The organism is Candidatus Rhodoblastus alkanivorans (assembly GCF_022760755.1).
GTDB lineage: Bacteria > Pseudomonadota > Alphaproteobacteria > Rhizobiales > Beijerinckiaceae > Rhodoblastus > Rhodoblastus alkanivorans.
This window is the reverse complement of sequence record NZ_JAIVFP010000001.1, coordinates 2,046,990-2,068,011: the sequence shown is the minus strand read 5'-3', so window position 1 is coordinate 2,068,011 and position 21,022 is coordinate 2,046,990. Positions and strand designations below refer to the sequence as shown.

20 protein-coding genes are annotated in these 21,022 nt (G+C 64.8%); 10 read left to right on the top strand and 10 right to left on the bottom strand.

The genetic code is table 11. The features are described from left to right. Positions 1-35 precede the first annotated feature (35 nt). A complete protein-coding gene (locus K2U94_RS09660) occupies positions 36-2,225 on the bottom strand; it encodes a putative bifunctional diguanylate cyclase/phosphodiesterase (RefSeq protein ID WP_243067006.1) in 2,190 nt (729 codons plus the stop codon). Positions 2,226-2,634: 409 nt separating this feature from the next. Between K2U94_RS09660 and K2U94_RS09655 the strand changes: the two genes are divergently transcribed. The 5 genes from K2U94_RS09655 to K2U94_RS09635 all read left to right on the top strand — a co-directional run bounded on the left by K2U94_RS09655 (position 2,635) and on the right by K2U94_RS09635 (position 6,840). Further along, positions 2,635-3,303 (top strand): CoA transferase subunit A, encoded by a 669-nt coding sequence (locus tag K2U94_RS09655; RefSeq protein WP_243067005.1) that lies wholly within the window; start codon positions 2,635-2,637, stop codon positions 3,301-3,303. Next, positions 3,290-3,946, top strand: coding sequence for a 3-oxoacid CoA-transferase subunit B (locus tag K2U94_RS09650; RefSeq protein ID WP_243067004.1), 657 nt, complete (start codon positions 3,290-3,292; stop codon positions 3,944-3,946). Before K2U94_RS09655 ends, K2U94_RS09650 begins: the two co-directional genes overlap by 14 nt. 135 nt (positions 3,947-4,081) lie before the next feature. Continuing rightward, positions 4,082-4,945, top strand: coding sequence for a 3-hydroxybutyryl-CoA dehydrogenase (locus K2U94_RS09645; RefSeq protein WP_243067003.1), 864 nt, complete (start codon positions 4,082-4,084; stop codon positions 4,943-4,945). A 32-nt stretch (positions 4,946-4,977) separates the two neighbouring features. Further along, positions 4,978-5,805, top strand: a complete 828-nt coding sequence (gene fabI / locus K2U94_RS09640; protein WP_243067002.1) for an enoyl-ACP reductase FabI — start codon at positions 4,978-4,980, stop codon at positions 5,803-5,805. A gap of 90 nt (positions 5,806-5,895) precedes the next feature. Beyond that, positions 5,896-6,840 carry a 50S ribosomal protein L11 methyltransferase gene (locus K2U94_RS09635; protein ID WP_243067001.1) on the top strand — a complete coding sequence of 315 codons (945 nt, stop codon included), beginning with the start codon at positions 5,896-5,898 and terminating at the stop codon, positions 6,838-6,840. On the opposite strand, the gene K2U94_RS09630 is transcribed toward K2U94_RS09635, so the two are convergent. Next, positions 6,831-7,658, bottom strand: a complete 828-nt coding sequence (locus K2U94_RS09630; protein WP_243067000.1) for a transglutaminase family protein — start codon at positions 7,656-7,658, stop codon at positions 6,831-6,833. The genes K2U94_RS09635 and K2U94_RS09630 overlap by 10 nt on opposite strands. A gap of 92 nt (positions 7,659-7,750) precedes the next feature. Here K2U94_RS09630 and K2U94_RS09625 point away from each other — a divergent pair, with 92 nt between their 5' ends. The 3 genes from K2U94_RS09625 to hisI all read left to right on the top strand — a co-directional run bounded on the left by K2U94_RS09625 (position 7,751) and on the right by hisI (position 10,882). Beyond that, on the top strand, positions 7,751-9,565 hold the full coding sequence (locus K2U94_RS09625; protein WP_243066999.1) for an aminopeptidase P family protein: 1,815 nt from the start codon (positions 7,751-7,753) through the stop codon (positions 9,563-9,565). 244 nt (positions 9,566-9,809) lie between these two features. Continuing rightward, positions 9,810-10,412, top strand: coding sequence for a GTP cyclohydrolase I FolE (gene folE, locus K2U94_RS09620; RefSeq protein ID WP_243068842.1), 603 nt, complete (start codon positions 9,810-9,812; stop codon positions 10,410-10,412). A 68-nt stretch (positions 10,413-10,480) separates the two neighbouring features. Then, on the top strand, positions 10,481-10,882 hold the full coding sequence (hisI, locus tag K2U94_RS09615; RefSeq protein ID WP_243066998.1) for a phosphoribosyl-AMP cyclohydrolase: 402 nt from the start codon (positions 10,481-10,483) through the stop codon (positions 10,880-10,882). 86 nt (positions 10,883-10,968) lie between these two features. On the opposite strand, the gene K2U94_RS09610 is transcribed toward hisI, so the two are convergent. The 4 genes from K2U94_RS09610 to K2U94_RS09595 form a co-directional block, all read right to left on the bottom strand. Further along, on the bottom strand, positions 10,969-11,751 hold the full coding sequence (locus K2U94_RS09610) for a TIGR01458 family HAD-type hydrolase (RefSeq protein WP_243066997.1): 783 nt from the start codon (positions 11,749-11,751) through the stop codon (positions 10,969-10,971). A gap of 99 nt (positions 11,752-11,850) precedes the next feature. Next, positions 11,851-13,527 (bottom strand): methyl-accepting chemotaxis protein, encoded by a 1,677-nt coding sequence (locus K2U94_RS09605; protein WP_243066996.1) that lies wholly within the window; start codon positions 13,525-13,527, stop codon positions 11,851-11,853. Positions 13,528-13,634: 107 nt separating this feature from the next. Further along, complete coding sequence (locus tag K2U94_RS09600) at positions 13,635-14,852, bottom strand: LL-diaminopimelate aminotransferase (RefSeq protein WP_243066995.1); 1,218 nt, start codon at positions 14,850-14,852, stop codon at positions 13,635-13,637. Between the two features lie 99 nt (positions 14,853-14,951). Further along, complete coding sequence (locus K2U94_RS09595) at positions 14,952-15,341, bottom strand: hypothetical protein (RefSeq protein WP_243066994.1); 390 nt, start codon at positions 15,339-15,341, stop codon at positions 14,952-14,954. 167 nt (positions 15,342-15,508) lie between these two features. Between K2U94_RS09595 and phaC the strand changes: the two genes are divergently transcribed. Further along, complete coding sequence (gene phaC, locus K2U94_RS09590; protein ID WP_243066993.1) at positions 15,509-17,563, top strand: class I poly(R)-hydroxyalkanoic acid synthase; 2,055 nt, start codon at positions 15,509-15,511, stop codon at positions 17,561-17,563. A gap of 160 nt (positions 17,564-17,723) precedes the next feature. Beyond that, positions 17,724-18,407 carry a hypothetical protein gene (locus tag K2U94_RS09585; protein WP_243066992.1) on the top strand — a complete coding sequence of 228 codons (684 nt, stop codon included), beginning with the start codon at positions 17,724-17,726 and terminating at the stop codon, positions 18,405-18,407. A gap of 33 nt (positions 18,408-18,440) precedes the next feature. Here K2U94_RS09585 and argC read toward each other — a convergent pair whose 3' ends face one another. The 4 genes from argC to K2U94_RS09565 all read right to left on the bottom strand — a co-directional run bounded on the left by argC (position 18,441) and on the right by K2U94_RS09565 (position 21,016). Further along, positions 18,441-19,364, bottom strand: a complete 924-nt coding sequence (gene argC / locus K2U94_RS09580; protein ID WP_243066991.1) for an N-acetyl-gamma-glutamyl-phosphate reductase — start codon at positions 19,362-19,364, stop codon at positions 18,441-18,443. Between the two features lie 103 nt (positions 19,365-19,467). Then, complete coding sequence (gene rpsI, locus K2U94_RS09575; RefSeq protein WP_243066990.1) at positions 19,468-19,947, bottom strand: 30S ribosomal protein S9; 480 nt, start codon at positions 19,945-19,947, stop codon at positions 19,468-19,470. A 2-nt stretch (positions 19,948-19,949) separates the two neighbouring features. After that, a complete protein-coding gene (gene rplM, locus K2U94_RS09570) occupies positions 19,950-20,420 on the bottom strand; it encodes a 50S ribosomal protein L13 (RefSeq protein WP_243066989.1) in 471 nt (156 codons plus the stop codon). Positions 20,421-20,554: 134 nt separating this feature from the next. Further along, a complete protein-coding gene (locus K2U94_RS09565; protein WP_243066988.1) occupies positions 20,555-21,016 on the bottom strand; it encodes a PaaI family thioesterase in 462 nt (153 codons plus the stop codon). Positions 21,017-21,022 lie beyond the last annotated feature (6 nt).

Below are 21,022 nucleotides of genomic sequence, written 5' to 3'. Positions count from 1 at the left end.
GGCGCCCGTCTGACGCCCATCGGCCATGATGGGCGTCAGTTCAAGCTTTGGGCGACGGAGGGATTGACTCGCTCGAAGGATTTCGCCCAGGGCGGGGACTCCTCGGTCATCAAATTGCGCCCGCGCACCAGTTGCGCCGGGTCGGAGACGAGGCGAGCGATTTCCTGCGCCGGGCGGGGCTTGCTGAACAGATAACCCTGGGCCTCGTCGGCGCCGTTGGCGCGCAGGATTTCGAACTGCTCCATCGTTTCGACGCCTTCGACCAGCATGTCGATGCCAAGCTCCGCCACAATGGCCTTCACCGCCTTGATGATCGCAAGCGAAGTCCCATTCTTGTCCATGTCGCGGACGAAACTCTGGTCGATCTTGACCTTGTCGGGGCGGAAGCGGCTGAGATAAGCGAGCGACGAATAGCCCGTGCCGAAATCGTCGAGCGCGACGCGCAGGCCCATGCCGCGCAATTCGTCGATGGTCGTGAGCACGGAATCGGCGTCGTGCATCAGCACCGATTCCGTGATCTCCAATTCAAGCCGCGCGGCGGGAAACTTGGTCTCCTTGAGGACGCGGCGCACCATTTCGACCAAATTGCCGCGGGTGAACTGGATTGCCGAAAAATTTACGGCCAGCCTTACGTCGCGCGGCCAGGCCTTGGCGTCGATGCAGGCCTGGCGCAGCACCCATTCGCCAAGCTGCACGACAATGCCGGAATCCTCGGCGATTTCCATGAATTCGCCCGGCGAGACCATGCCGAGCGCGGGATGGCGCCAGCGCACGAGGGCCTCGCAGGCGGAAATGCGCCTTCTGCCAAGGCTGACGATCGGCTGGTAGAAGACCTCGAGCTCGTTGCGGCCGATGCCGACGCGGAGGTCGCGCTCGATTTCCTGCTTGCGGAGGGCGTCCTCGGCCATGCTCTTGTCGAAGAAGCGAAAGGCGCCGCGCCCCGCGTCCTTGGCGGCGTAGAGCGCCATGTCGGCCGATTTCATCAGTTCGCTCGCATTCGAGCCACTGTCCGGCGCCATGGCGATTCCGATCGAAGCGCCGATGATCAATTTGGCGCTATCGACATGATAGGGCTCGCTCAGAGTCTCGACCGCATGCGCCGCGAATTGCGCCGCCTCCTCGCGCAAGCAAGGACGCAGAAAGACGAATTCGTCGCCGCCGAGCCGCGCCACGACGTCGCCCTCCTCCGCCATTTCCTGCAACCGCTTCGCGACCCGCTGCAAAAGCTTGTCGCCGACCGGATGGCCGAGGGAATCGTTGACGTGCTTGAAGCGGTCGAGATCGATCAGCATCACAGCGAAAGGGGGAGTTCCTTCGCCGACGACCGCGGTCGCGCTTTCGAGCTCCTCGCGGAAACGGGTGCGGTTGGAAAGGCCCGTCAGGTCATCGAGCCGCGCCATCCGCTCGATGCGCAACTCGGAGGCCCGGCGCGCCGTGCAATCCTCGATCAGCAGGGAAAATCCCTGGGGCGCGGGCTGGAAGGTGAATTCCATGCAGCGGTCGTCGGTGAGATCGACGGATTCGACATGGCGCGTATGACGCTTCGCGACGGCCTGCGCCGCCTCGCACAGGGCTTTCACGCTCTGCGCGGCCTTGGGCCGGACGCCGAGCTTCTTGGTGAGCAGCTCCTCGGCCTCCATCCCGCGCGCATTGTGCCCGGCGAGGCGGAACATGCGCAGGAACTCGCTGTTGCCGGCGATCAGGCGACCGGAGGAATCGAACATGCCGACGCATTGGCTCATGCCATTCAGCGCCGCCGAGAACCGGCGCTGCGCCTCCAGCGCCTTGGCGTTGTGGCGAGCGCGCCGTCGCGTCGCCATGAAGAGGGAAAAGCCGACGCTGAGGGCCGCGGCAAGCGCGATCGGGGCATGAAGGTCCCATTTGATCGCCAGTCCCGCCGCGAACAGGCCGAAGGCGCCGACCGCCTGGAGACCGACGAAATGGGGCGGCGCGCCGTCGCGTTCGGCGGTCAGAACCACATAGCCGAAAGTGCAAATGACCGCCGCCGTGCGGAAGGTAGGGGGCGCGTCCGCGAGATAAGACGCCAGAGTCACGAAGCCCAGCGCCGCAGCCATGGCGATGCCGGCGAAGCCCTGCGCAAGGCGGCCCGTTCCAGGTTCGTCGCCCGATCTGTTCTGGAGGATCTGCAGCGCGATCTTCACGGCCGCCGTCGCCATCAGCGTCCAGGCCGCCGCGCTGGCCAGGGCGCCGAAATCGTTTCCCAAGATGGCGCCGCCCAGGATCAGGGCTGGTGCGGCGTCGAGAAGCAGCGTTCCGTCGGCGAAGCCTCTCCCAATGCGCGGTGACGACGCCGGATCCATATTCGCGGAACGCGATGGGGCTGAAACTGACGTCAACGCTGCACCTCAACCGGAACGGACCGCCTTGCACCACGACGGCGGCACGCTCGCGGACATTAACCGCGCGAGGTAAACAACATTTCAATCACCGGTTGTTTCATTGCATGACAACACTTTATGCGTGTATCGCCCACTCAAATGCCGCGCCCCGGGCGCGGCGAACAGGCCGGAAGAGTCGTCATGGGGCTGTCGAAAAGCCTGCTTAATTATGCTTTCATTGCGCCGCGTTTCCGCCCGACCAGGAGGGCGCGTCGCATCGGAGAAGGAACGGCTGATGAAAAAGGCCTTGTCGCCGCACGAAGCCGCTGAAATGATCCCCGACGGCGCCAGTCTGATGATTGGCGGGTTCATGGGCGTCGGCAGCCCTCACCGCGTCATCCAGGCCTTGGCGGAGGCGGGGCGCAAGGACCTCACGATCATCGGCAATGACGCCGGCCGCGCCAATTACGGCATTGGCCGCCTGATCCACGAGCGCGCCGTGCGCAAGATCATCGCCTCCCATATCGGTCTCAATCCCGAAGTCCAGACTGGCATGCTCGACGGCTCGATCGAAGTCGAACTCGTTCCGCAGGGCACGCTCGCCGAACGAATCCGCGCCGCGGGCTTCGGCCTCGGGGGCGTGCTCACCAAGACCGCGCTCGGCACCATCGCCGCGAAAGACCAGAAAGTGATCGACATAGACGGCGAGGAATGGCTCTACGCCCCGCCACTGCGCGCCGATTTCGCTTTGCTCCATGCCGATCGCGCCGATTACAACGGCAATCTCGTCTATCAGCTCACCGCGACCAATTTCAATCCGGTCATGGCGACGGCGGCGAAGACCGTGATCTGCGAATCGCGTGAAATCGTCCCGGTCGGCATAATCTCGCCCGATAACGTCAACACCCCCGGCGTGCTGGTCGATTATCTCATTCGCAGGGAGCTGCCCCATGACCCCCGATGAAATCATCCAGCGACGGGTGGCGCGCGAACTCCATCCCGGGACGCTCGTCAATCTCGGCATCGGCCTGCCGACCGGGGTGGCGCAATATATCGATCCCAACGCCGGAATTCTGTTCCAGTCGGAAAACGGCATCGTCGGCATGGGCTCCCGCCCGCCGGAAGGCATGGAGGACGAGGAACTGACCGACGCCGGCGGCATTTTCACCACCGCCGTGCCGGGCGCCGCGACGGTCGACAGCACCTTTTCCTTCGGCCTCATCCGCGGCGGCCATCTCGACGCCACCGTGCTCGGAGGCCTCGAAGTGGACGAGCACGGCCATCTCGCCAACTGGGTCGTGCCGGGCAAGATGGTTCCCGGCATGGGCGGCGCCATGGACCTCGTCTCCGGCGCGCGCCGGGTGATCGTCGCCATGCAGCACACCGCCAAGGGCCGCCCGAAAATCGTGCCCGAATGCAAGCTGCCGCTGACCTCGACCCGGCGCGTCACCCTCATCGTCACCGATATGGCGGTGATCGAGCCGACCGATCTGGGACTGATCCTGCTGGAGCGCGCGCCGGGGGTCGAGGTGGGGCAAATCGTCGCCGCGACCAGCGCCAGGCTCGGCGTTCCGGACTATGTGCCGGAAATGGCCTTCGCCGGCTGAACCGCGCGGGCGCGCGGTCCGCAAGCTGTCGTCCGCGCCAAAGCCGATGTAAGAACGACCCCGCCGGCAAGGATTCCGGCCGCCCGGGACGGGCGAACGCGCGGGACTTTCCGCGCGCTGACAAGCGAGGCTGCCATGACCATGAAAATTCAGAAAATCGGCGTCGTCGGCGCCGGCACGATGGGCTCCGGGATCGCCCAGGCTTTCGCCGTCTCCGGCTTCGACGTCGTGGTGCGCGATATCGCCCAAGGCGCGCTCGACCACGCCAAATCGGCGGTGCGTCGCAGCCTGGACCGGCTCGTTTCCAAGAACAAGCTGGAAGCCGCCGCCGCCGAGGCGGCGCTCGCCCGCATCCGGATGACGCTGGCAATCGAGGATTTCGCCGATTGCGACCTCGTCGTCGAGGCGATCGTCGAGAAATTCGAGGTGAAAAAGGCGATCTTCGCCGAACTCGACCGCGTCTGTCGCCAGGACGCGATCCTCGCCTCCAACACCTCGTCGATCTCGCTCACCAAGATCGCGGCGGCGACGAAAATCCCGCCGCGGGTGATCGGCATGCATTTCTTCAATCCCGTGCCGATGATGCCGCTCGTCGAGATCATCCGCGCCTTGCAGACCAGCGACGAGGTCGCGGCCGCCGTCACCGCATTGTGCGGGGCGATCGGCAAGGACGCGCGCGTCGCCCGCGACTCTTATGGCTTCGTGGTCAATCGCGTGCTGATCCCGATGATCAACGAGGCGATCAATTGCGTCTATGAAAATATCGCCAGCGCGGAAGACGTGGACGCGATGATGAAGCTCGGCGCCGCTCATCCCATGGGTCCGCTGTCGCTCGGCGACCTGATCGGCCTCGACATCGTGCTCGACGTGATGGAGACGCTCTACGCCGGCTTCAACGATCCCAAATTCCGCCCGAGCCCCCTGCTCAAGCAGATGTGCGACGCCGGCTATCTCGGCCGCAAGACCGGACGCGGCTTCTTCACTTATTCCGCGGCATGATTTCCTCGGCGGCGCCGGGAACGGAGGGAAAAATGGACGAACAGGCCCTCAAGATCGTTCCCCTGCCCAAGGTCTGGGACCCGGAACTGAAAATCGGGGAAATGCTGAAGGGCAAACGCGGCCTCGTCGTCGGCGTCAGCAACGAAAACTCCATCGCCTACGGCTGCGCCACCAAATTGCGCGGCTTCGGCGCCGAACTGGCGCTGACCTATCTCAACGAGCAGGCCAGACCCTATGTCCAGCCGCTGGCCGAGCAGATCGAGGCGAGCATGCTGCTCCCGCTCGACGTGCGGAAGCCCGGCGAGATGACGGCTTTGTTCGAGGAGATCGGCAGACAATGGGGACAGCTCGATTTCGTCATCCATTCGATCGCCTTCGCCCCGCGCCAGGATCTCCACGGCCGCGTGATCGATTGCTCGATCGACGGCTTCACCCAGGCCATGCAGGTGTCGTGCTATTCCTTCATCGAAATGGCGCGCCTCGCCGAACCGCTGATGACCCGGGGCGGCGCCCTGATGACCATGAGCTATTACGGCGCCGACAAAGTCGTGAACCATTACAATGTCATGGGTCCGGTCAAGGCCGCCCTGCAAGCGACGACCCGCTATCTTGCCGCCGAACTCGGCGACAAGAACATCCGCGTCTACGCCGTGTCGCCCGGTCCCTTGAAGACCCGCGCGGCCAGCGGCATCGCCGAATTCGACGAGCTGATCGACATGGCGGTGAAGCGCAGCCCCACCCATCGTCTGGTCGATATCGCGGAGGTCGGCCGCGTCGTGGCCTTTCTGGTCGGCGGCGCGGCCTCCGGCATCACCGGCGACACGATCTATGTGGACGGCGGCCTGCACAACGTGGCGTGACGGCGCCTCGCACATCGACTTCCCCTCCGCCGCATGATAGGAGGCGAGAAACTGTCGGCGCGCCGACGGATCCCGTCTTGCCCAAGCGCCATGCTCGAAGGTTTGCCCCCCAACAACGCCGCTTTCCTCATGCGCCTGCGCTGCGGCGAGGACCAGGCGCGCTCCGTCGCCGATCTCGTGGTCGAAACCTTCGACCCCGCCGAAACCGCCGCCGCCGCCTTCGAGGAAAAATCCTCGACCGAGAGCTGGGCCGCTACGCCGTGGGTGGTCGAAGTCTATTTCGGCCATGCGCCTGACGAAGAAAATGTCCGCGCTCTGGTCGCGGCGGCCGTCGGCGAAGAATTGGCGCAACGGGTCGAATTCGGCCGGGTCGAGCAGAAGGATTGGGTGGCGGCCTCGCTCGAAGGCCTTTCCGCCGTGCGCGCCGGGCGCTTCCTGGTCCATGGCTCCCATGACCGGGCGCGCGTCAGGGCCAACGACATCGGGCTGGAGATCGAGGCGGCGCTGGCGTTTGGCACCGGCCATCACGGCACGACGCGCGGCTGCCTGCTGTTCATCGACGACATTCTCAAGCGCCGGCGTCCCGGCGCCGCGATCGACGTCGGCTGCGGCACCGGCGTCCTCGCCATGGCGCTGGCCCGAGCGTTGCGCGAAAAAGTGGCGGCGGGCGACATCGACGGCGGCGCGGTCGCGGCGGCGCGCGGCAACGCTTTGCTCAACGGCGCCGGCCCCTGGGTTCGCCCGGTCGTCGCCAAAGGCGTGGACCATCCCGCGCTCGACCGGCCCGGGCATTACGATCTGATCCTCGCCAATATTCTGGCCAGGCCCCTGCGCCGCCTCGCGCCGTCGCTTGCCCGCATCGCCGCGCCCGACGCCGAGATCGTGCTGTCCGGCTTGCTGGCGCGCGACGTGCCCGGCGTGCTGTCCGCTTATCGCGCGCAGGGCTTTTCCCTGTGGCGGCGGCGCGACCTCGAAGGCTGGGCGACCCTGTTGCTGCGCCGTTCCGGCGCCGCGCCGAAACCTGTTCAGGATTGAGTCGCGATCCGCACGTTGTAAGTCAGGGTCGAGGTCACTTCCGTCCCATCGAAATAATAGCCGCCCTCGACCGGCATGGTCGCCATTTGATCCGGCGCGGCGCAGAGCGCGACATGGCCGTCGCTCACCGGCAGGCCGTGGGTCGGATCGTAGCCCCGCCACCCCACACCCGGCAAAAACACTTCCGGCCAGGCGTGGAGATGGCGCTGGCCATCGGGCGTATCCGCCTCGGCCTGGTAGCCGCTAACGAAACGCGCGGGCAACCCGAGGCTGCGCGCGGCGGCGATGAACAACAGCGAAAGATCGCGGCAGGCGCCCTCGGCCTTCAGGAGCGTTTCTTCCGGCGACTGGGCATAGCCGTCGATCCGGATGCGCCGGTCGGTGCGGGCGAAGAGGGTCTGCGTGAGATCGTCGAGAAAGCCGAGAGCCCAGCCGCCCTGCCGGGCGGAGATTTCCGCTGCGAAGGCGCGAACGCTCGGATGGACGCCGCCGTCGCGATAGATCTGAAAACCATCCTCCGCCGCCCCCCATGGCAAGGGCGAAAGCAGCGCGCCCGGCGCCGGGACCGAGAAGGTTTCGACCTCGAATTCGCTGACGATGATGAAATCACGGGTCGTTCCCGCGAAGGCGACCTGCGTGACCGGGTTGCCGAACGGATCACGGAAATTGTCACGCTGGACCGGGCCCGGCTCGATGTGGAGCCCTTGCCTCCGAACAGCGACGTCCTCCGGCCTCGGCGAGAGTCGAAGAATATGGGGTGCGAGGGCGACCGGCGTCGAATAGGAATAATGGGTCTCGTGACGAACCTGAAAGCGCATTGGCCAAATCTTTGCTTATCGACAAACCGTTCGGCATTGACAGCTTTGCCGCTTTCATTCGCCTTTCGCCAGAAATTTGTTAGGCTGAAAAAATGTTCGACTCCCATTTCCAGACCTACGAGGAAGCCGCCGACCCCTCGCTCGGCGCGCCCCGCCTGAAGATGTTGCGCGCGCGGTTGAAGGCGATGAAGCTCGATGGCTTTCTCATCCCGCGCGCCGACGCCCATCAGAACGAATATGTCGCGCCCTGCGAGGAGCGGCTGGCGTGGCTGACCGGCTTTACCGGCAGCGCCGGCTTCGCCATCGTTCTCGCCGACAAGGCCGCTATGTTCGTCGATGGCCGCTATACGATCCAGGCGCGCGAACAGGTGGACGCGAAAGCTTTCGCGCTCGTCCCGCTCGGCGAAACACCGCCGAGCGAATGGCTGGCGAAAAACGCCAAGAAAGGCGCGCGGATCGGCTACGACCCCTGGCTTCACACCAATGGACAGATCGCCCGTTTCGAAACGGCGGCGAAAAAGGCCGAGGCCAGGCTCGTCGCGGTTGAGGAAAACCCGCTCGATTTGTTGTGGGAGGATCGCCCCACGCCACCGCGCGGCCGCGTCGTCCTCCATCCGCAAAAACACGCCGGCGAGGCCGCCGCGAAGAAGCTGAAGCGCGTCGCCGAAATGCTGAGCGCCGACGCGCTGCTCGTCAGCGACCCGCATGCGCTCGCCTGGGCGTTCAACCTGCGCGGCGGCGATGTCGCCCATACGCCCATCGCGCTCGGCTATGCGCTGATTCCGCGCCGGGGCAAGCCGCGCCTCTTTCTTGATCCAGAAAAGCTCAACAGCCGAACGGCCAATGCGCTCGGAAAGCTGGCGCATCTGTCGCCACCCGACTTTTTGCCCGACGCGCTGAAAGAACTCGGGGCCAAAAAGCAGAAAGTCCTGTTCGACGCCGGGACCGCGCCGGAACGCCTCGCCCGTCTTTTCACCGAAGCCGGCGGACAGGCCGAAATCGGGAACGACCCCATCGCGTTGATGAAGGCGCGCAAGAACGCGGCGGAACTCGCCGGCGCCCGGGCCGCCCATCTGCGCGACGGGGTCGCCATGGCGCGATTCTTATGCTGGTTCGACAAGACGGCGCCGAGGGGCCGGCTGACCGAAATCGCGGCGGCGCAGGCTCTGGAGACTTTCCGGCGCGAAAGCGGGGAATTGCGCGACATTTCCTTCCCCACCATCTCCGCCGCCGGCTCCCATGCCGCGTTGCCACATTACCGCGTCACCGAAAAATCCAACGCCCGCATTGGCAAGGGCGTCTATCTGGTCGATTCCGGCGCGCAATATCCAGACGGCACCACCGACGTCACCCGGACGCTTGCGGTCGGGCGCGCCAGCAAAGCGGCGTCGCGCGCCAACACACTGGTGCTCAAAGGCCATATCGCCATCGCCCGCGCAATCTTTCCCGAGGGGACCAGCGGCGCGCAGATCGACGCCTTCGCCCGCCGTCCGCTATGGGAAGCCGGGCTCGACTTCGACCACGGCACGGGCCATGGCGTCGGCTCCTATCTCTCGGTGCATGAGGGGCCGCAGCGCATTTCCAAGCTCGGCGGCGCGGCGCTTGAGCCGGGCATGATCCTCTCCAACGAGCCGGGCTATTATCGCGAAGGCGCCTTCGGCATCCGCATCGAAAATCTCGTTGCGGTCGAAAAGCGCAATATAGCCGGGGCCGAGCGCGAGATGCTCGGTTTCGAAACCCTGACCCTCGTCCCGATTGACCTGCGCCTGGTCGAGCCCAAGCTCCTGACCAACGAGGAAAAAGCCTGGCTCAACGCCTATCACGCACGGGTGCGCGCGGCCTTGTCGCCTTTCCTCGATCCCGCCGAACGCGCCTGGCTGAAAAAAGCCACGAAGCGGATTTCATAAGAGCGCTGGAAATGGCCGGGCCAAGTTCTATATTATTCAATGCGCCGCATATCTTCGGACTCTCGCGGATGCCCGCGGCGCCGAAAGCCGCGCTGAGTTTTTTCTGACGCGGCAGGCTCGCCTTGCCGTCCCCTCGCATGGGAGATGTTTGTTGGACGATCTGGTGCACTCCGCTTTGGCCCGGCCGCGCCGCCGCGCCGCCGCCAAGTCGCGCTCCCGGGCTCCCGAAGAGGGCGTAAAGACAATCAAGGCCAAGGCCCCCAAAGCAGAAACGCTCCTGCGTCCGAGCCGGGAAGAGGCGGAAGCCGCGGTCAAAACACTGCTGGCCTGGGCCGGCGACAATCCCGACCGCGAAGGGCTGCGCGACACCCCTGCGCGCGTCGTCAAGGCCTATGAGGAAATTTTCGCCGGCTACAAACAGGACCCCAGCCCCATTCTCGACACCGTATTCGAGGAGGTCGAGGGCTATGGGGAAATGGTGCTGGTGCGGGACATCCCGTTCTTCTCGCATTGCGAGCACCATATGGCGCCCTTCTTCGGCAAAGCCCATATCGCCTATTACCCGGACGGCGGCGTGTTCGGGCTGTCCAAGCTCGGCCGGCTGGTGGACGTCTATGCCCGCCGCCTCCAGACCCAGGAGGCGATGACCGCGCAGATTCTGGCGGCCCTCGATGCGCGCCTCCATTCGCGCGGCGCGGCGGTGCTGGTCGAGGCCGAGCATATGTGCATGTCGATGCGCGGCGTGCGCAAGCCCGGCGCGCTCACCGTCACCATGCAGTTCTCGGGCCCCTTCAAGACCGACCCCGCCGAACAGGCCCGCTTCCTGAGCCTCGTGCGCGGCCGTTGAAGCACCGCCCTGCCCCCTCTCCCCGCAAGCGGGAGAGGGGGTAAAATCATCTTTCGCGAACGAAAACCATGCCCTTCCCCCCACCCTCCGCCGACAAGAAAATCCTCGAAGAAGGCGCGGCCTTCACGCCGAAATTCGACGCTCACGGACTCATCGTCTGCGTGACGGTCGAGGCTGCGACCGGCGAAATCCTTATGCTGGCCTATATGAACGCGCTGGCGCTGGAAAAGACGCTCGAGACCGGGGTCGCCCATTATTGGTCGCGTTCCCGCAATGAACTCTGGCGCAAGGGCGACACCTCGGGGCAGGTCCAGAAAGTGGTCGAAATCCGCGCCGATTGCGACCAGGACGCGCTGCTTTTGCGGGTCGAGGCAGGCGGCGACGGCAAGGCCTGCCACACCGGACGCAAGTCATGCTTCTACCGCAAGATCGAGGCGACGCCGGAAGGCGTCAGCCTCCGGACGATTTAGGTTTCTGAAGCCGCCGCCGGCAACAGCGGCGCCGAAACGATCCATGGTTTCCCTGGCGCCATGGTCGGTCCCTCCATGCTCATGAGCTATTCCTCGAGCAGAAGCTCGACGATCGCGGCGAGATCGTCGGCGATGAGCGTTGGCGGCGTAAAGAGACCTTTCTCCTGCCCGGCGCGGTATTTTCCCGTCTTCACCAGGACGCCGAGCAGGCCGGCCGCCATGGCGCCGCCGACATCGGCCTCGGCGTCGTCCCCGACCATCAACACATTCCGCTCCGGAACGTTCAGGGCCTCGACGGCGGCGTGAAAGAATTCCCGCGACGGCTTGCCGATCACCGTCGCCTCGCGCGCGGAAGCGTATTCCAGCGCAGCGACGAAGCCGCCGACGTCGAGGCTCAATTCGCCGTCGGCGTCGAGGAAATTGCGGTTGCGCGCGAGCGCGAAAAATTCCGCGCCGTGACTGAGCGCGCGAAATGCGCCGTTGAGCGCGTCATAGGTGAAATTTTCGCCCGCGTCGCCAATCACCACAGCGTCGGCGCCCTCCGCGACCCCGACGAAATCTTCGCGCAGATCGGGATGGATGACGAGAAGCGGCGCGCGGCCCCGCTTGCCAAGCAGGTCGCGCGTAAGGCTGGCCGGAGTGAAAAGCTCGTCTTCCGCCACGACGAGGCCGAGGGCGAAAAGGCCCTCGACGATCTTGCGGCGCGGGCGGCGCGTGGTGTTGGTGACGAAGCGGAACGGGATTTTGGCGGCGCGCAGGCGGCCGATGGCCTCAAGCGAGCCGGGCACGGGCTTGTCGCGGACATGGACCACGCCGTCGAGATCGAGCAGCAGGCCCTCGACCTTGGCGAGATTTTTCGGAGCAGGCATCGCGGGCGCCTCCGGCGCGAAATTCCAACCGCAAATGTCGCCGAAAAACCAAAAACGCGCGACCTGAAATTGGTCGCGCTTCCGCTTCCGCTGCTTCCGTCAGGCCGCGCGAACCCGCGCCAGGAACGAGTCGCATTCGCGGCGCAGGGCGTCGGTCTGGCGGGTGAGATCGGTGACGGATTGCAGCACCTGCTCGGCGGAATCGCCCGACTGGCGCGAGGCCAAGCGCACCTCTTCGATGACCTGGGCGAGTTCCTTGGTGCGATTCGAAGCGTCCTGGACATTGCGCGCAATCTCGCGGGTCGCGTCGCCCTGCGAGCCGACCGAATTCGCAATGTTCGACGCGATCGAACTGACCTCGTGAGTCGCCCCGGCCATGCTCCCGATGCAGGCGCTGGCCTCCTGCGAGGCGCGCTGAATCTGGGCGATCCGGTCGGCCACGTCGGAAGTGGCGCGAGCCGTCTGCTCGGCGAGCGATTTGACCTCCTGGGCCACGACGGCGAAGCCCCGCCCCTGCTCGCCCGCGCGCGCCGCCTCGATCGTCGCGTTAAGCGCCAGCATGTTGGTCTGTTCGGCAATGCCGGCGATCATGGCGACAATGCCGCCGATATGGTCGATGGCGCCGACCAGCTCGCCCATGCGGGCGCGGGTGGTTTCGGCCTCGCGCGCGGCTTCCTCCGAAACGCTGCGCGAGCGGGCCGCGCTGGCGCCGATTTCGGCCACCGAAAAGCTCAGCTCCTCGGCCGCCGAGGCGACGGAAAGCACGTTCTGCGAGGCGATTTCGGACGATTTCGCGCCAATGTCGGCCTGATCGCCGGAATAGCGCGCCTCCTGAACGAGCGCGCGGGCGTGGTTTTCCAGAAGGCGCGCGGCGGCGGTGACGCCCGCGACGACCCCTCCGACCGCCGTTTCGAAATTCTGCGCCAACGCCCCCATCTCGTCCCCGCGGGCGCGGTCGGCGGCCTCGCGCCGCGCGGCGCCGTCGGCGTCCTGCTCCTGCGCCGCGCGGCGCAGGCCTTGCTTGATCGCTTCGACGGCCCGCGCCATGTCGCCCAGTTCGTCGCGAAGCTCCAGCCCCGGCAAGGCGATGTCGAAATCTCCCCGGGCCATGGCGTCGAGTCCTTTGGTCAGGGCCTGGAGACGGAGGCTGATCGTGCGGCCGATCAGAAAAGCGACGGCGACGAACAGGATCAGCAGCGGTGAAACCGCCAAAGAGATGGCGCGGGCGATCTCGACCAGATCATGGAAGCTGTCGTCGCGATATAGACCGGAGCCGACCATCACGCCCAATTCGGGAAGAGCCTTCACATAGGAGGTCTTCTCGCCGGGTTCGTTCGATCCCGGTTTTGGATAGGGATAGGTGATGAAGCCGGCTCCGTTCTTGCGGGCCATCGCGATCATCGCCTCGAACGGACGGCCGCCGGCGCTGTCGTGGATGGCGAGCAGGCTCTTTCCCTCGGCCTTCGGCGTCGTCGGCGCGAGCATGGACACGCCGTCGTCGGAGAGAACGAAGAAATAGCCGTGTTCGCCAAAACGCACAGGCCGTAAGCCCTCCAGCGCGTCGCGGATGTCGGCTTTCCTGCCGTGCGTCGCGCTCTCAAGCCATTTGGAGGCGATTTCGACCTCGGCGCGCCGTTCGGCGCGGCGCAGGTCGAACATGGCGCCGTTGAATCGAAAAAGCGCCACGCCCGTGCCCAGCGTCATGGTGACGAGGGCGAGCGCCGCCATCGCCCAGACGCGACGGTTCAATGTCAGATGAAAATCGAATTTCGGCACGGGCTTCGTCTCTGCGGTCGGTTCGCATGCGCCTCCGCGCCATGGAGCGCCAAGGTCGCAGTCACGATCTGGACACGTGAGACTTGCCCGAGCCTTTCGCCGCGCCGTCAGGCGCGCGCCCGCGCCTCGATCACATTATGCAGCGTATCTTCGGCGCCGTCGAAGAAGCGGCGAATTCCGCGCGCGGCCTGGCGTATACGCTGCTCGTTCTCGACCAAGGCGAGGCGGACGTAATCGTCGCCATGCTCGCCGAAGCCGACGCCCGGCGCCACCGCGACGTCGGCCTTCTCGATCAGCAACTTGGAAAACTCCAGGCTGCCGAGCGGGCGGAACCGCTCGGGAACAGGCACCCAGGCGAACATCGAGGCGGCCGGCGCCGGGATCTTCCAGCCGGCCTGCGAGAAGCTCTCGACCATCACGTCGCGCCTTTTCCTGTAAATGGCGCGCATCTCCTTGATGCAATCGTCGGGGCCGTTGAGCGCGGTCGCCGCCGCGACCTGAATTGGCGTGAAGGCGCCGTAGTCGAGATAGGACTTCACCCGCGCCAGCGCCGCGAGCAGACGCTCGTTTCCCACGGCGAAGCCGATACGCCAACCGGCCATCGAAAAGGTCTTCGACATCGAGGTGAATTCGACGCAAACGTCGACCGCGCCGGGGACCTGAAGCACCGACGGCGGCGGATTGTCGTCGAAATAGACCTCGGCATAAGCGAGATCGGAAAGAATATAGATGTCGTGCCTCTTCGCGAAGGTCACGAGGTCGCGGTAGAAATCCAGCGAGGCGACCGTGGCGGTCGGATTCGAGGGATAACACACCACGATCGCGATCGGCTTCGGGATGGAGTGCTGGACGGCGCGCTCGGCGGCGCGGAAAAATTCCTCGTTCGGCTCGATCGGCACAGAACGGATCACGCCGCCCGCCATCAGGAAGCCAAAGGCGTGGATCGGATAGGATGGATTGGGCGCCAGAATCACGTCGCCCGGCGCCGTGATCGCCTGGGCCATGTTGGCGAAGCCTTCCTTGGAGCCCAAAGTCGCGACGACCTGGGTCTCGGGATCGAGCTTCACGCCGAAACGGCGCTCGTAATAGGCCGCCTGGGCGCGGCGCAGTCCGGCGATGCCCTTGGAGGCGGAATAGCGGTCGGTGCGCGGCTTGCCGGCGGTCTCGACCAGCTTTTCGACGATGTGGCGTGGCGTCGGCAAGTCGGGATTGCCCATGCCGAGATCGATGATGTCGGCGCCGGCGGCGCGGGCTTTGGCCTTCAGACGATTGACTTGTTCGAACACATAGGGCGGCAGCCGCCGCACGCGATAGAAATCGCTCATCAGTTTCGTCCCTGCTTCGTCATCCGACCGGCGACACGCCATGGAAACGCCGTGATTAGCATGCGTTCGAAGCTGGTGTCAGCGGCCTTGCGATCAAAATTATTCGTCTTCGATGGGCGCGACCTTGGTGGGCGCGACGGGATCGACCTTGACGGCTTCGAGCTTCTTGCGCTGGGCGTCCGCCTTTTCGCGATCGGAGATGAGCGCCGCCTGATCGGCCTTGAGCTGATCCGGCGTTTTCACCGGAACGCGCTTCTTGTCCACGCCTGTGAGATTGGAAAAGCCCATCGTCTTGGTATCCGGACGGGAGTCGCGGACGAAATCCGGCCCGTCGCCCGCCGTCGCGGTCCAGCCCAGCGCGTTGGTCAGGCCGCGCAAAGGGTTCTGCTGCGCGCGCGCTCCGCTCGCCGAGAGGATCGCCGCAAAGGCGAGCGCCAATGCCGTAGCCACGCGCGCCGCGCGGCGGCCAGAAGCTGTGAGGGCCTTCATTTCCACGGACTTTCGTCAAGTGCGGCGCGCATCATCACAACGAGGCGCCACCATCGGATCATTGCTCAATCTGCCGCATAAAGTCTTATTATGTCGGAAACGGGACGACGGAGCGCATTGAAACGCGAACCCCGCCTGACATAAAAGGAAACGCCAAGGGGAAGCAAATGACCGCCAGTGAGGAACCGCGGCGCCAGCGCGCCGCCAAGGGCGTTGCCAAGGGTGTTGCCAAGGGTGTTGTCAAGGGTGCCGCGCCGCGCCCGAAGGCGGCGTCCGAGAATGAGGCGCCGCTCAAGAAAACGCCGGCAAAAAGGACCGCCGCGCCGAAAAGGCCCATCGCGCCACAGGAATCCGCCGCGCCCGCCTTGCCGGTCGAGGCCATCGCCGCGCCGCCCGCAGCCGCGCAGGCGAAAAAGCCGGCCGAAAAGCCCGCGGCCGCCAGCAGTGGCGCGCCAATGCCCAATTTCGAGCGCATGGCCGACAATTTCGCGATCGCCATGGAGCATGGCGGCAAGGCCATCGCCGCGATGATCCGGCCCGTCGAGGAAGGCAAGGTGAAGCCGACCTTCTCGGAGGATATCACCGACGCCGTCAAAACCTTCAGCCGCGTCGCCGAATATTGGCTGGCCGATCCGAAGCGCACGCTCGAAGCCCAGACCAGCATTTCCAGCAACCTGCTCGGCCTGTGGTCGAACACGCTGCTACGCCTCGCCGGCGACACGAAAGAGCCCTATATCGCCTCCGACCCGAAGGACAAAAGATTCGCCTCGCCGGACTGGCGGGACAATCCCTATTTCGATTTCCTGCGCCAGGCCTATCTGATCGCCGACGCATGGGCGAACAACATGGTCGAGAGCGCGGACCTCGACAAAAGCACCCATGACAAGGCGTCGTTCTACCTGCGTCAGCTTTCGGGCGCGGCGTCGCCGTCGAACTTCCTCCTCACCAATCCCGAGCTGCTGCGCACCACCTGGACGGCGGAAGCGGAAAATCTCGCCCGCGGCATGAAGATGCTGGCCGAAGACATAGAAGCGGGCGAAGGCAATCTGAAAATCCGCCAGACCAATGTCGATCAATTCGTCCTCGGCGTGAACATGGCCACGACGCCCGGCAAGGTCGTCTTTCGCAACGATCTGATCGAACTGCTGCAATATGCGCCGGCGACCGAGGAAGTCTATCGCCGGCCCTTGCTGATCGTTCCGCCCTGGATCAACAAATTCTATATTCTCGACCTCAACCCGGCGAAGAGCTTCATTCGCTGGGCGGTGTCCAACGGTCTCACGGTGTTCTGCATCTCCTGGGTCAACCCGACCGCGCGCCACGCCGACAAGGATTTCTATGCCTATATGACGGAGGGCATTTTCGCGGCGCTGGAGCAGATCGAGAAGATCACCGGCGAACGCCAAGTCTCCTCCATCGGCTATTGCGTGGGCGGCACGCTGACTGCCGCTACCTTGGCCTATATGGCCGCCACGGGCGACGACCGCATTGCGGCGGCGACCTTCTTCACCACCCAGGTCGACTTCTCCGACCCCGGCGATCTGAAAATTTTCGCCGATGAGGACCGGATCAAGAATATCGAATCCGAAATGCAGATGGCCGGCTATCTCGAAAGCCGCTCCATGGCCAACGCTTTCAACATGCTGCGGCCGAACGACATGATCTGGTCCTATGTCGTCAACAACTATCTGAAAGGCGTCGAGCCCATGGCCTTCGACCTGCTGGCGTGGAACGGCGATTCCACCCGCATGCCGCGCGCCAATCATTCTTTTTACTTGCGCAAGTGCTACCTCGATAACCTCTTGCCCAAGAAGAAAATGGTGCTGGGCGACGTCACCCTGGACCTCGGCAAGGTCAATATCCCGGTCTACAATCTTGCGGCGAAAGAGGACCATATCGCTCCGGCGCGTTCGGTCTTCAACGGCGCCAAGCTGTTCGGCGGCGAGATGCGCTATGTGCTTGGGGGCTCCGGCCATATCGCGGGGGTCATCAATCCGCCTGGGCCCAAGCCCAAATATCAATTCTGGACCGGGCCGCGTCCGTCCGGAACCTACGAGAACTGGGTCGCCCAGGCCGAGGAGCATCCTGGCTCGTGGTGGCCGGACTGGCTTCAATGGATCTCCGCCCAGGCCCCGGAAAAGATCCCCGCGCGCGAGCCGGGCGGCGGCAAGGTTCCTCTCCTCGGCGACGCCCCCGGCGAATATGTCCGCGTGAAATCTTGAACTTTTCCGCGCGCCGCGAAGTTATGCCATCTGGCGATTGACCGCGGCGCGGCGCCCTTCTTGCCCGGCTTTTGCCGGTCGCCCCGCCGCGGCCCAAAAATTTCCCTTTTTGGGGGGCGTCAGCGCCGGGGCCGTCTCGTTTCGGGACAGGAGTGCGAAAATGGGTCAATTCTTCAAAATCGGCGCCCTCGCTTTTGCAGGCGCGCTTCTGGCCGCGACGCCGCCTGCGCTCGCGGGCGGCCATTTCGGCGGCGTCCACATGGGGGGCGTTCATTACGGCGCCGGAATGGTTCCGGCGAGGCCCGTCGGAACGGGAGTCCGGCCCAACGCCGTCTATCGGCCCCACATGGCGCCCGGCGTCCGTGCGCCGGCCGTGACCGGCTATCGGCCCGGATTTTATGCCGGCAATCGCGCGGTCGCTAATGGATACCGCCGCGGATATTACGGCGCCAATGGCCAGCAGCGCGGCTATTATAACGGCTATGCCTATCCCTTCACCCGCTATTACGGCGCCGGTTATCGCCGAGGCTATTATGGCGGCGGCTATGGCGGCCTCGGCTATGGCGGGACCTATTACAATGGGGTGTATGGCGCCTGGCCGGCAGTCGGGGCGGCCATCGTCCTGCCCATGACCACGGTCTATGATGATTATCCCCCCTATCCCGTCGGCTATAACGGCGCGAGCTACACCCCGACGGGCAATGGCGTGATCTACAACCTTCCCCTCACGCCGGAACGTCTCGGGCCCAAGATCATCTATGTGTCCGGCCATCATCATGCGCATGGCTGCAAGGGCCGGCATCATCTGACCGTGATCCGGGGCGGCGAAGTCTCGTGTGAATGACAGCAGCCCCCGGCCAGTCCGGGGGCGTCCGCGTCACAACCCGAGCATCAGGTCCATGTTCTGCACGGCGGCGCCAGAGGCGCCCTTGCCGAGATTGTCGAGACGCGCCACGACCACGACATGCCGGCGCGTTTCATTGGCGAAGACGCGGATTTCCAGATCGTTCGTGCCGTTCAGCGCCTCCGGTTCCAGCTTGCCGTCTTCTTCCGCCGCGACCACCCGGACATGGGTCCGGCCGGCGTAATGGTCGGCCAGAACGGCTTCGAGATCGCCGGCATGCGGCTTGGTCGGGAGATCGTCCAGGGATAGCGGCAGGCTGACCAGCATGCCCTGGCGGAAGTTGCCGACCGAGGGGACGAACAACGGCCGCATCCTTACCCCCCCATAGGCCATGATCTCCGGCACATGCTTGTGTTCGAGGCCGAGCGCGTAAAGCTCGAAGGCCGGAGCGCGGCCCGCCTCGTAAGCCTCGATCATCGGCCTGCCGCCGCCGGAATAACCCGAGACAGCATTGATCGCCAGATAATGGCCGGGATCAATCAGCCCCGCCTCGACCAGCGGATGCAAAATGGCGATGGCCCCCGTGGCGTAGCAGCCGGGGTTGGCGACGCGCCGCGCGGCGGCGATTTCCTGCGCCTGCCCGGGGCTGAGTTCCGGAAAGCCATAGGTCCAGCCCGGCGCGACGCGATGGGCGGTCGAGGCGTCAAGCACGCGCGGACCTTGGGCGCCGAGGGAATCGGTCAAAGCGACGCTTTCCCTTGCGGCAGCGTCGGGCAGACAGAGGATGGTCAGATCGACCTGGCGCAGAATTTCGGCCTTGGCGGCGGAATCCTTGCGCTTGTCTGGATCGATCGAGACGATCTCGACATCCGCGCGCTGGGCGAGTTTTTCCCGGATTTGCAAGCCGGTGGTGCCAGCCTCGCCGTCGATGAAGATTTTTTTGGGCACGTCGGTCATGGCAGAATCCCCTGGGCGGATGGACGGCTTTAACTCAACATAATGACGGACAAAACAAAACGGCGGGCTTTTGGCCCGCCGTTTCGCGAAAGGATCGAAACGATCAGCGCTTCGAGAACTGGAAGCTGCGGCGGGCTTTGCGCTTGCCGTATTTCTTGCGCTCCACCACGCGCGAGTCGCGGGTGAGGAAGCCTTCCTTCTTCAGCGCCGGGCGCAGGCCCGGCTCGTAATAGGTCAGGGCCTTGGAAAGGCCGTGCCGCACCGCGCCGGCCTGTCCGGACAGGCCGCCGCCGGCGACTGTGACCATGATGTCATACTGGCCTTCGCGCTGGACGACGCCGAGCGGCTGCTGGACGATCATGCGCAGCACCGGACGGGCGAAATAGACGTCGAGTTCGCGGCCGTTGACCGTAACCTTGCCGGCGCCGGGCTTGATCCAGACGCGAGCGACGGCGTTCTTGCGCTTGCCGGTCGCATAGGCGCGACCGAGCTTGTCAAGCTTCTGGACGTGGACGGGGGCTTCCGGCGCCGGGGCGGCAGTCGCGCTTTTGAGGTCCTGGAGGGAAGAAATGGTTTCGGCCATGGTCAGTCGTTCCGCGAATTCTTGGAGTTCATGGCGGCGACGTCGAGAACGACAGGGTTCTGGGCCGCGTGGGGATGTTCGGCGCCCTTGTAGACGCGCAGATTGCCGAGTTGCTTCGCGCCGAGCGGACCGCGCGGCAGCATGCGCTGCACCGCCTTCTCGACGATGCGCTCAGGGAACCGGCCGTCGAGAATGAACTTGGCCGAACGCTCCTTGATGCCGCCCGGGAAGCCGGTGTGATGGTGATAGACCTTCTGGTCGCGCTTGCGGCCGGTGAAAACCACCTTGTCCGCATTGATGACGATGATGTTGTCGCCATCGTCCATGTGAGGCGTGAAGGTCGCCTTGTGCTTGCCGCGCAGGCGCAGCGCGATGATCGAGGCAAGGCGGCCGACGACCAGCCCCTTGGCGTCGATCAATAACCATTTCTTCTCGATTTCGGCGGCCTTTGCCGAATAGGTCTTGCCGTACATTGTCTCTTTTCCGGATTGACCGGGACGCTGGCGCCCGGCGGGAAGATGCGGGCTTTTACGGGCGCAGAGTCCCGTTGTCAACCGCCCTTTCGCGCCATCTCTACTGAATTCTCAATGGAGTCATGGTATAGGTATCAGGATACCTTATGCTTCGCCGCCGGGATGGAATAGGTTCCCACGGCATGGGCGACCGGCGCGTCCGCGCCGTCGGCGAAGAGCGTCGCCTCGCCGACCGCGAGCCTCTTGCCCAATTTCAGCAGGCGGCATTCGACGATCACATCGCCATGGGGCGGTTTACGCAGGAAATTGATGTTGAGATTGGTGGTCACCGCCGCCAGGGCCTCCTGCCCCATATGGGAGAAGATCGCGACCCAGATGCCGACATCGGCGAGAGTGAACATGGCGGGGCCGGAAACCGTCCCGCCCGGACGCAAATGGCGCTCATGAGCGATCAGCCGTAGCCGCGCGGTCATCGGCGCAACCTGCTCGACCATGATGGTGCGGCCGCCGTGGTGAAGCTGTGGGAAAACCTCGTCAAGAAGCTTTTCGATTTCGGCGACGGTCAGGACCGGCTCAGAAAAAGCGGATTTCGGCATGGAACG

Coding starts and splice junctions, on each gene's coding strand:
- K2U94_RS09585 (WP_243066992.1), top strand. CDS start 17,724: ATGGGTCAATTCTTCAAAATCGGCGCCCTCGCTTTTGCAGGCGCGCTT.
- argC (WP_243066991.1), bottom strand. CDS start 19,364: ATGACCGACGTGCCCAAAAAAATCTTCATCGACGGCGAGGCTGGCACC.
- K2U94_RS09650 (WP_243067004.1), top strand. CDS start 3,290: ATGACCCCCGATGAAATCATCCAGCGACGGGTGGCGCGCGAACTCCAT.
- rpsI (WP_243066990.1), bottom strand. CDS start 19,947: ATGGCCGAAACCATTTCTTCCCTCCAGGACCTCAAAAGCGCGACTGCC.
- rplM (WP_243066989.1), bottom strand. CDS start 20,420: ATGTACGGCAAGACCTATTCGGCAAAGGCCGCCGAAATCGAGAAGAAA.
- K2U94_RS09600 (WP_243066995.1), bottom strand. CDS start 14,852: ATGAGCGATTTCTATCGCGTGCGGCGGCTGCCGCCCTATGTGTTCGAA.
- K2U94_RS09610 (WP_243066997.1), bottom strand. CDS start 11,751: ATGCCTGCTCCGAAAAATCTCGCCAAGGTCGAGGGCCTGCTGCTCGAT.
- hisI (WP_243066998.1), top strand. CDS start 10,481: ATGCCCTTCCCCCCACCCTCCGCCGACAAGAAAATCCTCGAAGAAGGC.
- K2U94_RS09595 (WP_243066994.1), bottom strand. CDS start 15,341: ATGAAGGCCCTCACAGCTTCTGGCCGCCGCGCGGCGCGCGTGGCTACG.
- K2U94_RS09645 (WP_243067003.1), top strand. CDS start 4,082: ATGACCATGAAAATTCAGAAAATCGGCGTCGTCGGCGCCGGCACGATG.
- K2U94_RS09655 (WP_243067005.1), top strand. CDS start 2,635: ATGAAAAAGGCCTTGTCGCCGCACGAAGCCGCTGAAATGATCCCCGAC.
- fabI (WP_243067002.1), top strand. CDS start 4,978: ATGGACGAACAGGCCCTCAAGATCGTTCCCCTGCCCAAGGTCTGGGAC.
- phaC (WP_243066993.1), top strand. CDS start 15,509: ATGACCGCCAGTGAGGAACCGCGGCGCCAGCGCGCCGCCAAGGGCGTT.
- K2U94_RS09630 (WP_243067000.1), bottom strand. CDS start 7,658: ATGCGCTTTCAGGTTCGTCACGAGACCCATTATTCCTATTCGACGCCG.
- K2U94_RS09635 (WP_243067001.1), top strand. CDS start 5,896: ATGCTCGAAGGTTTGCCCCCCAACAACGCCGCTTTCCTCATGCGCCTG.
- K2U94_RS09565 (WP_243066988.1), bottom strand. CDS start 21,016: ATGCCGAAATCCGCTTTTTCTGAGCCGGTCCTGACCGTCGCCGAAATC.
- K2U94_RS09625 (WP_243066999.1), top strand. CDS start 7,751: ATGTTCGACTCCCATTTCCAGACCTACGAGGAAGCCGCCGACCCCTCG.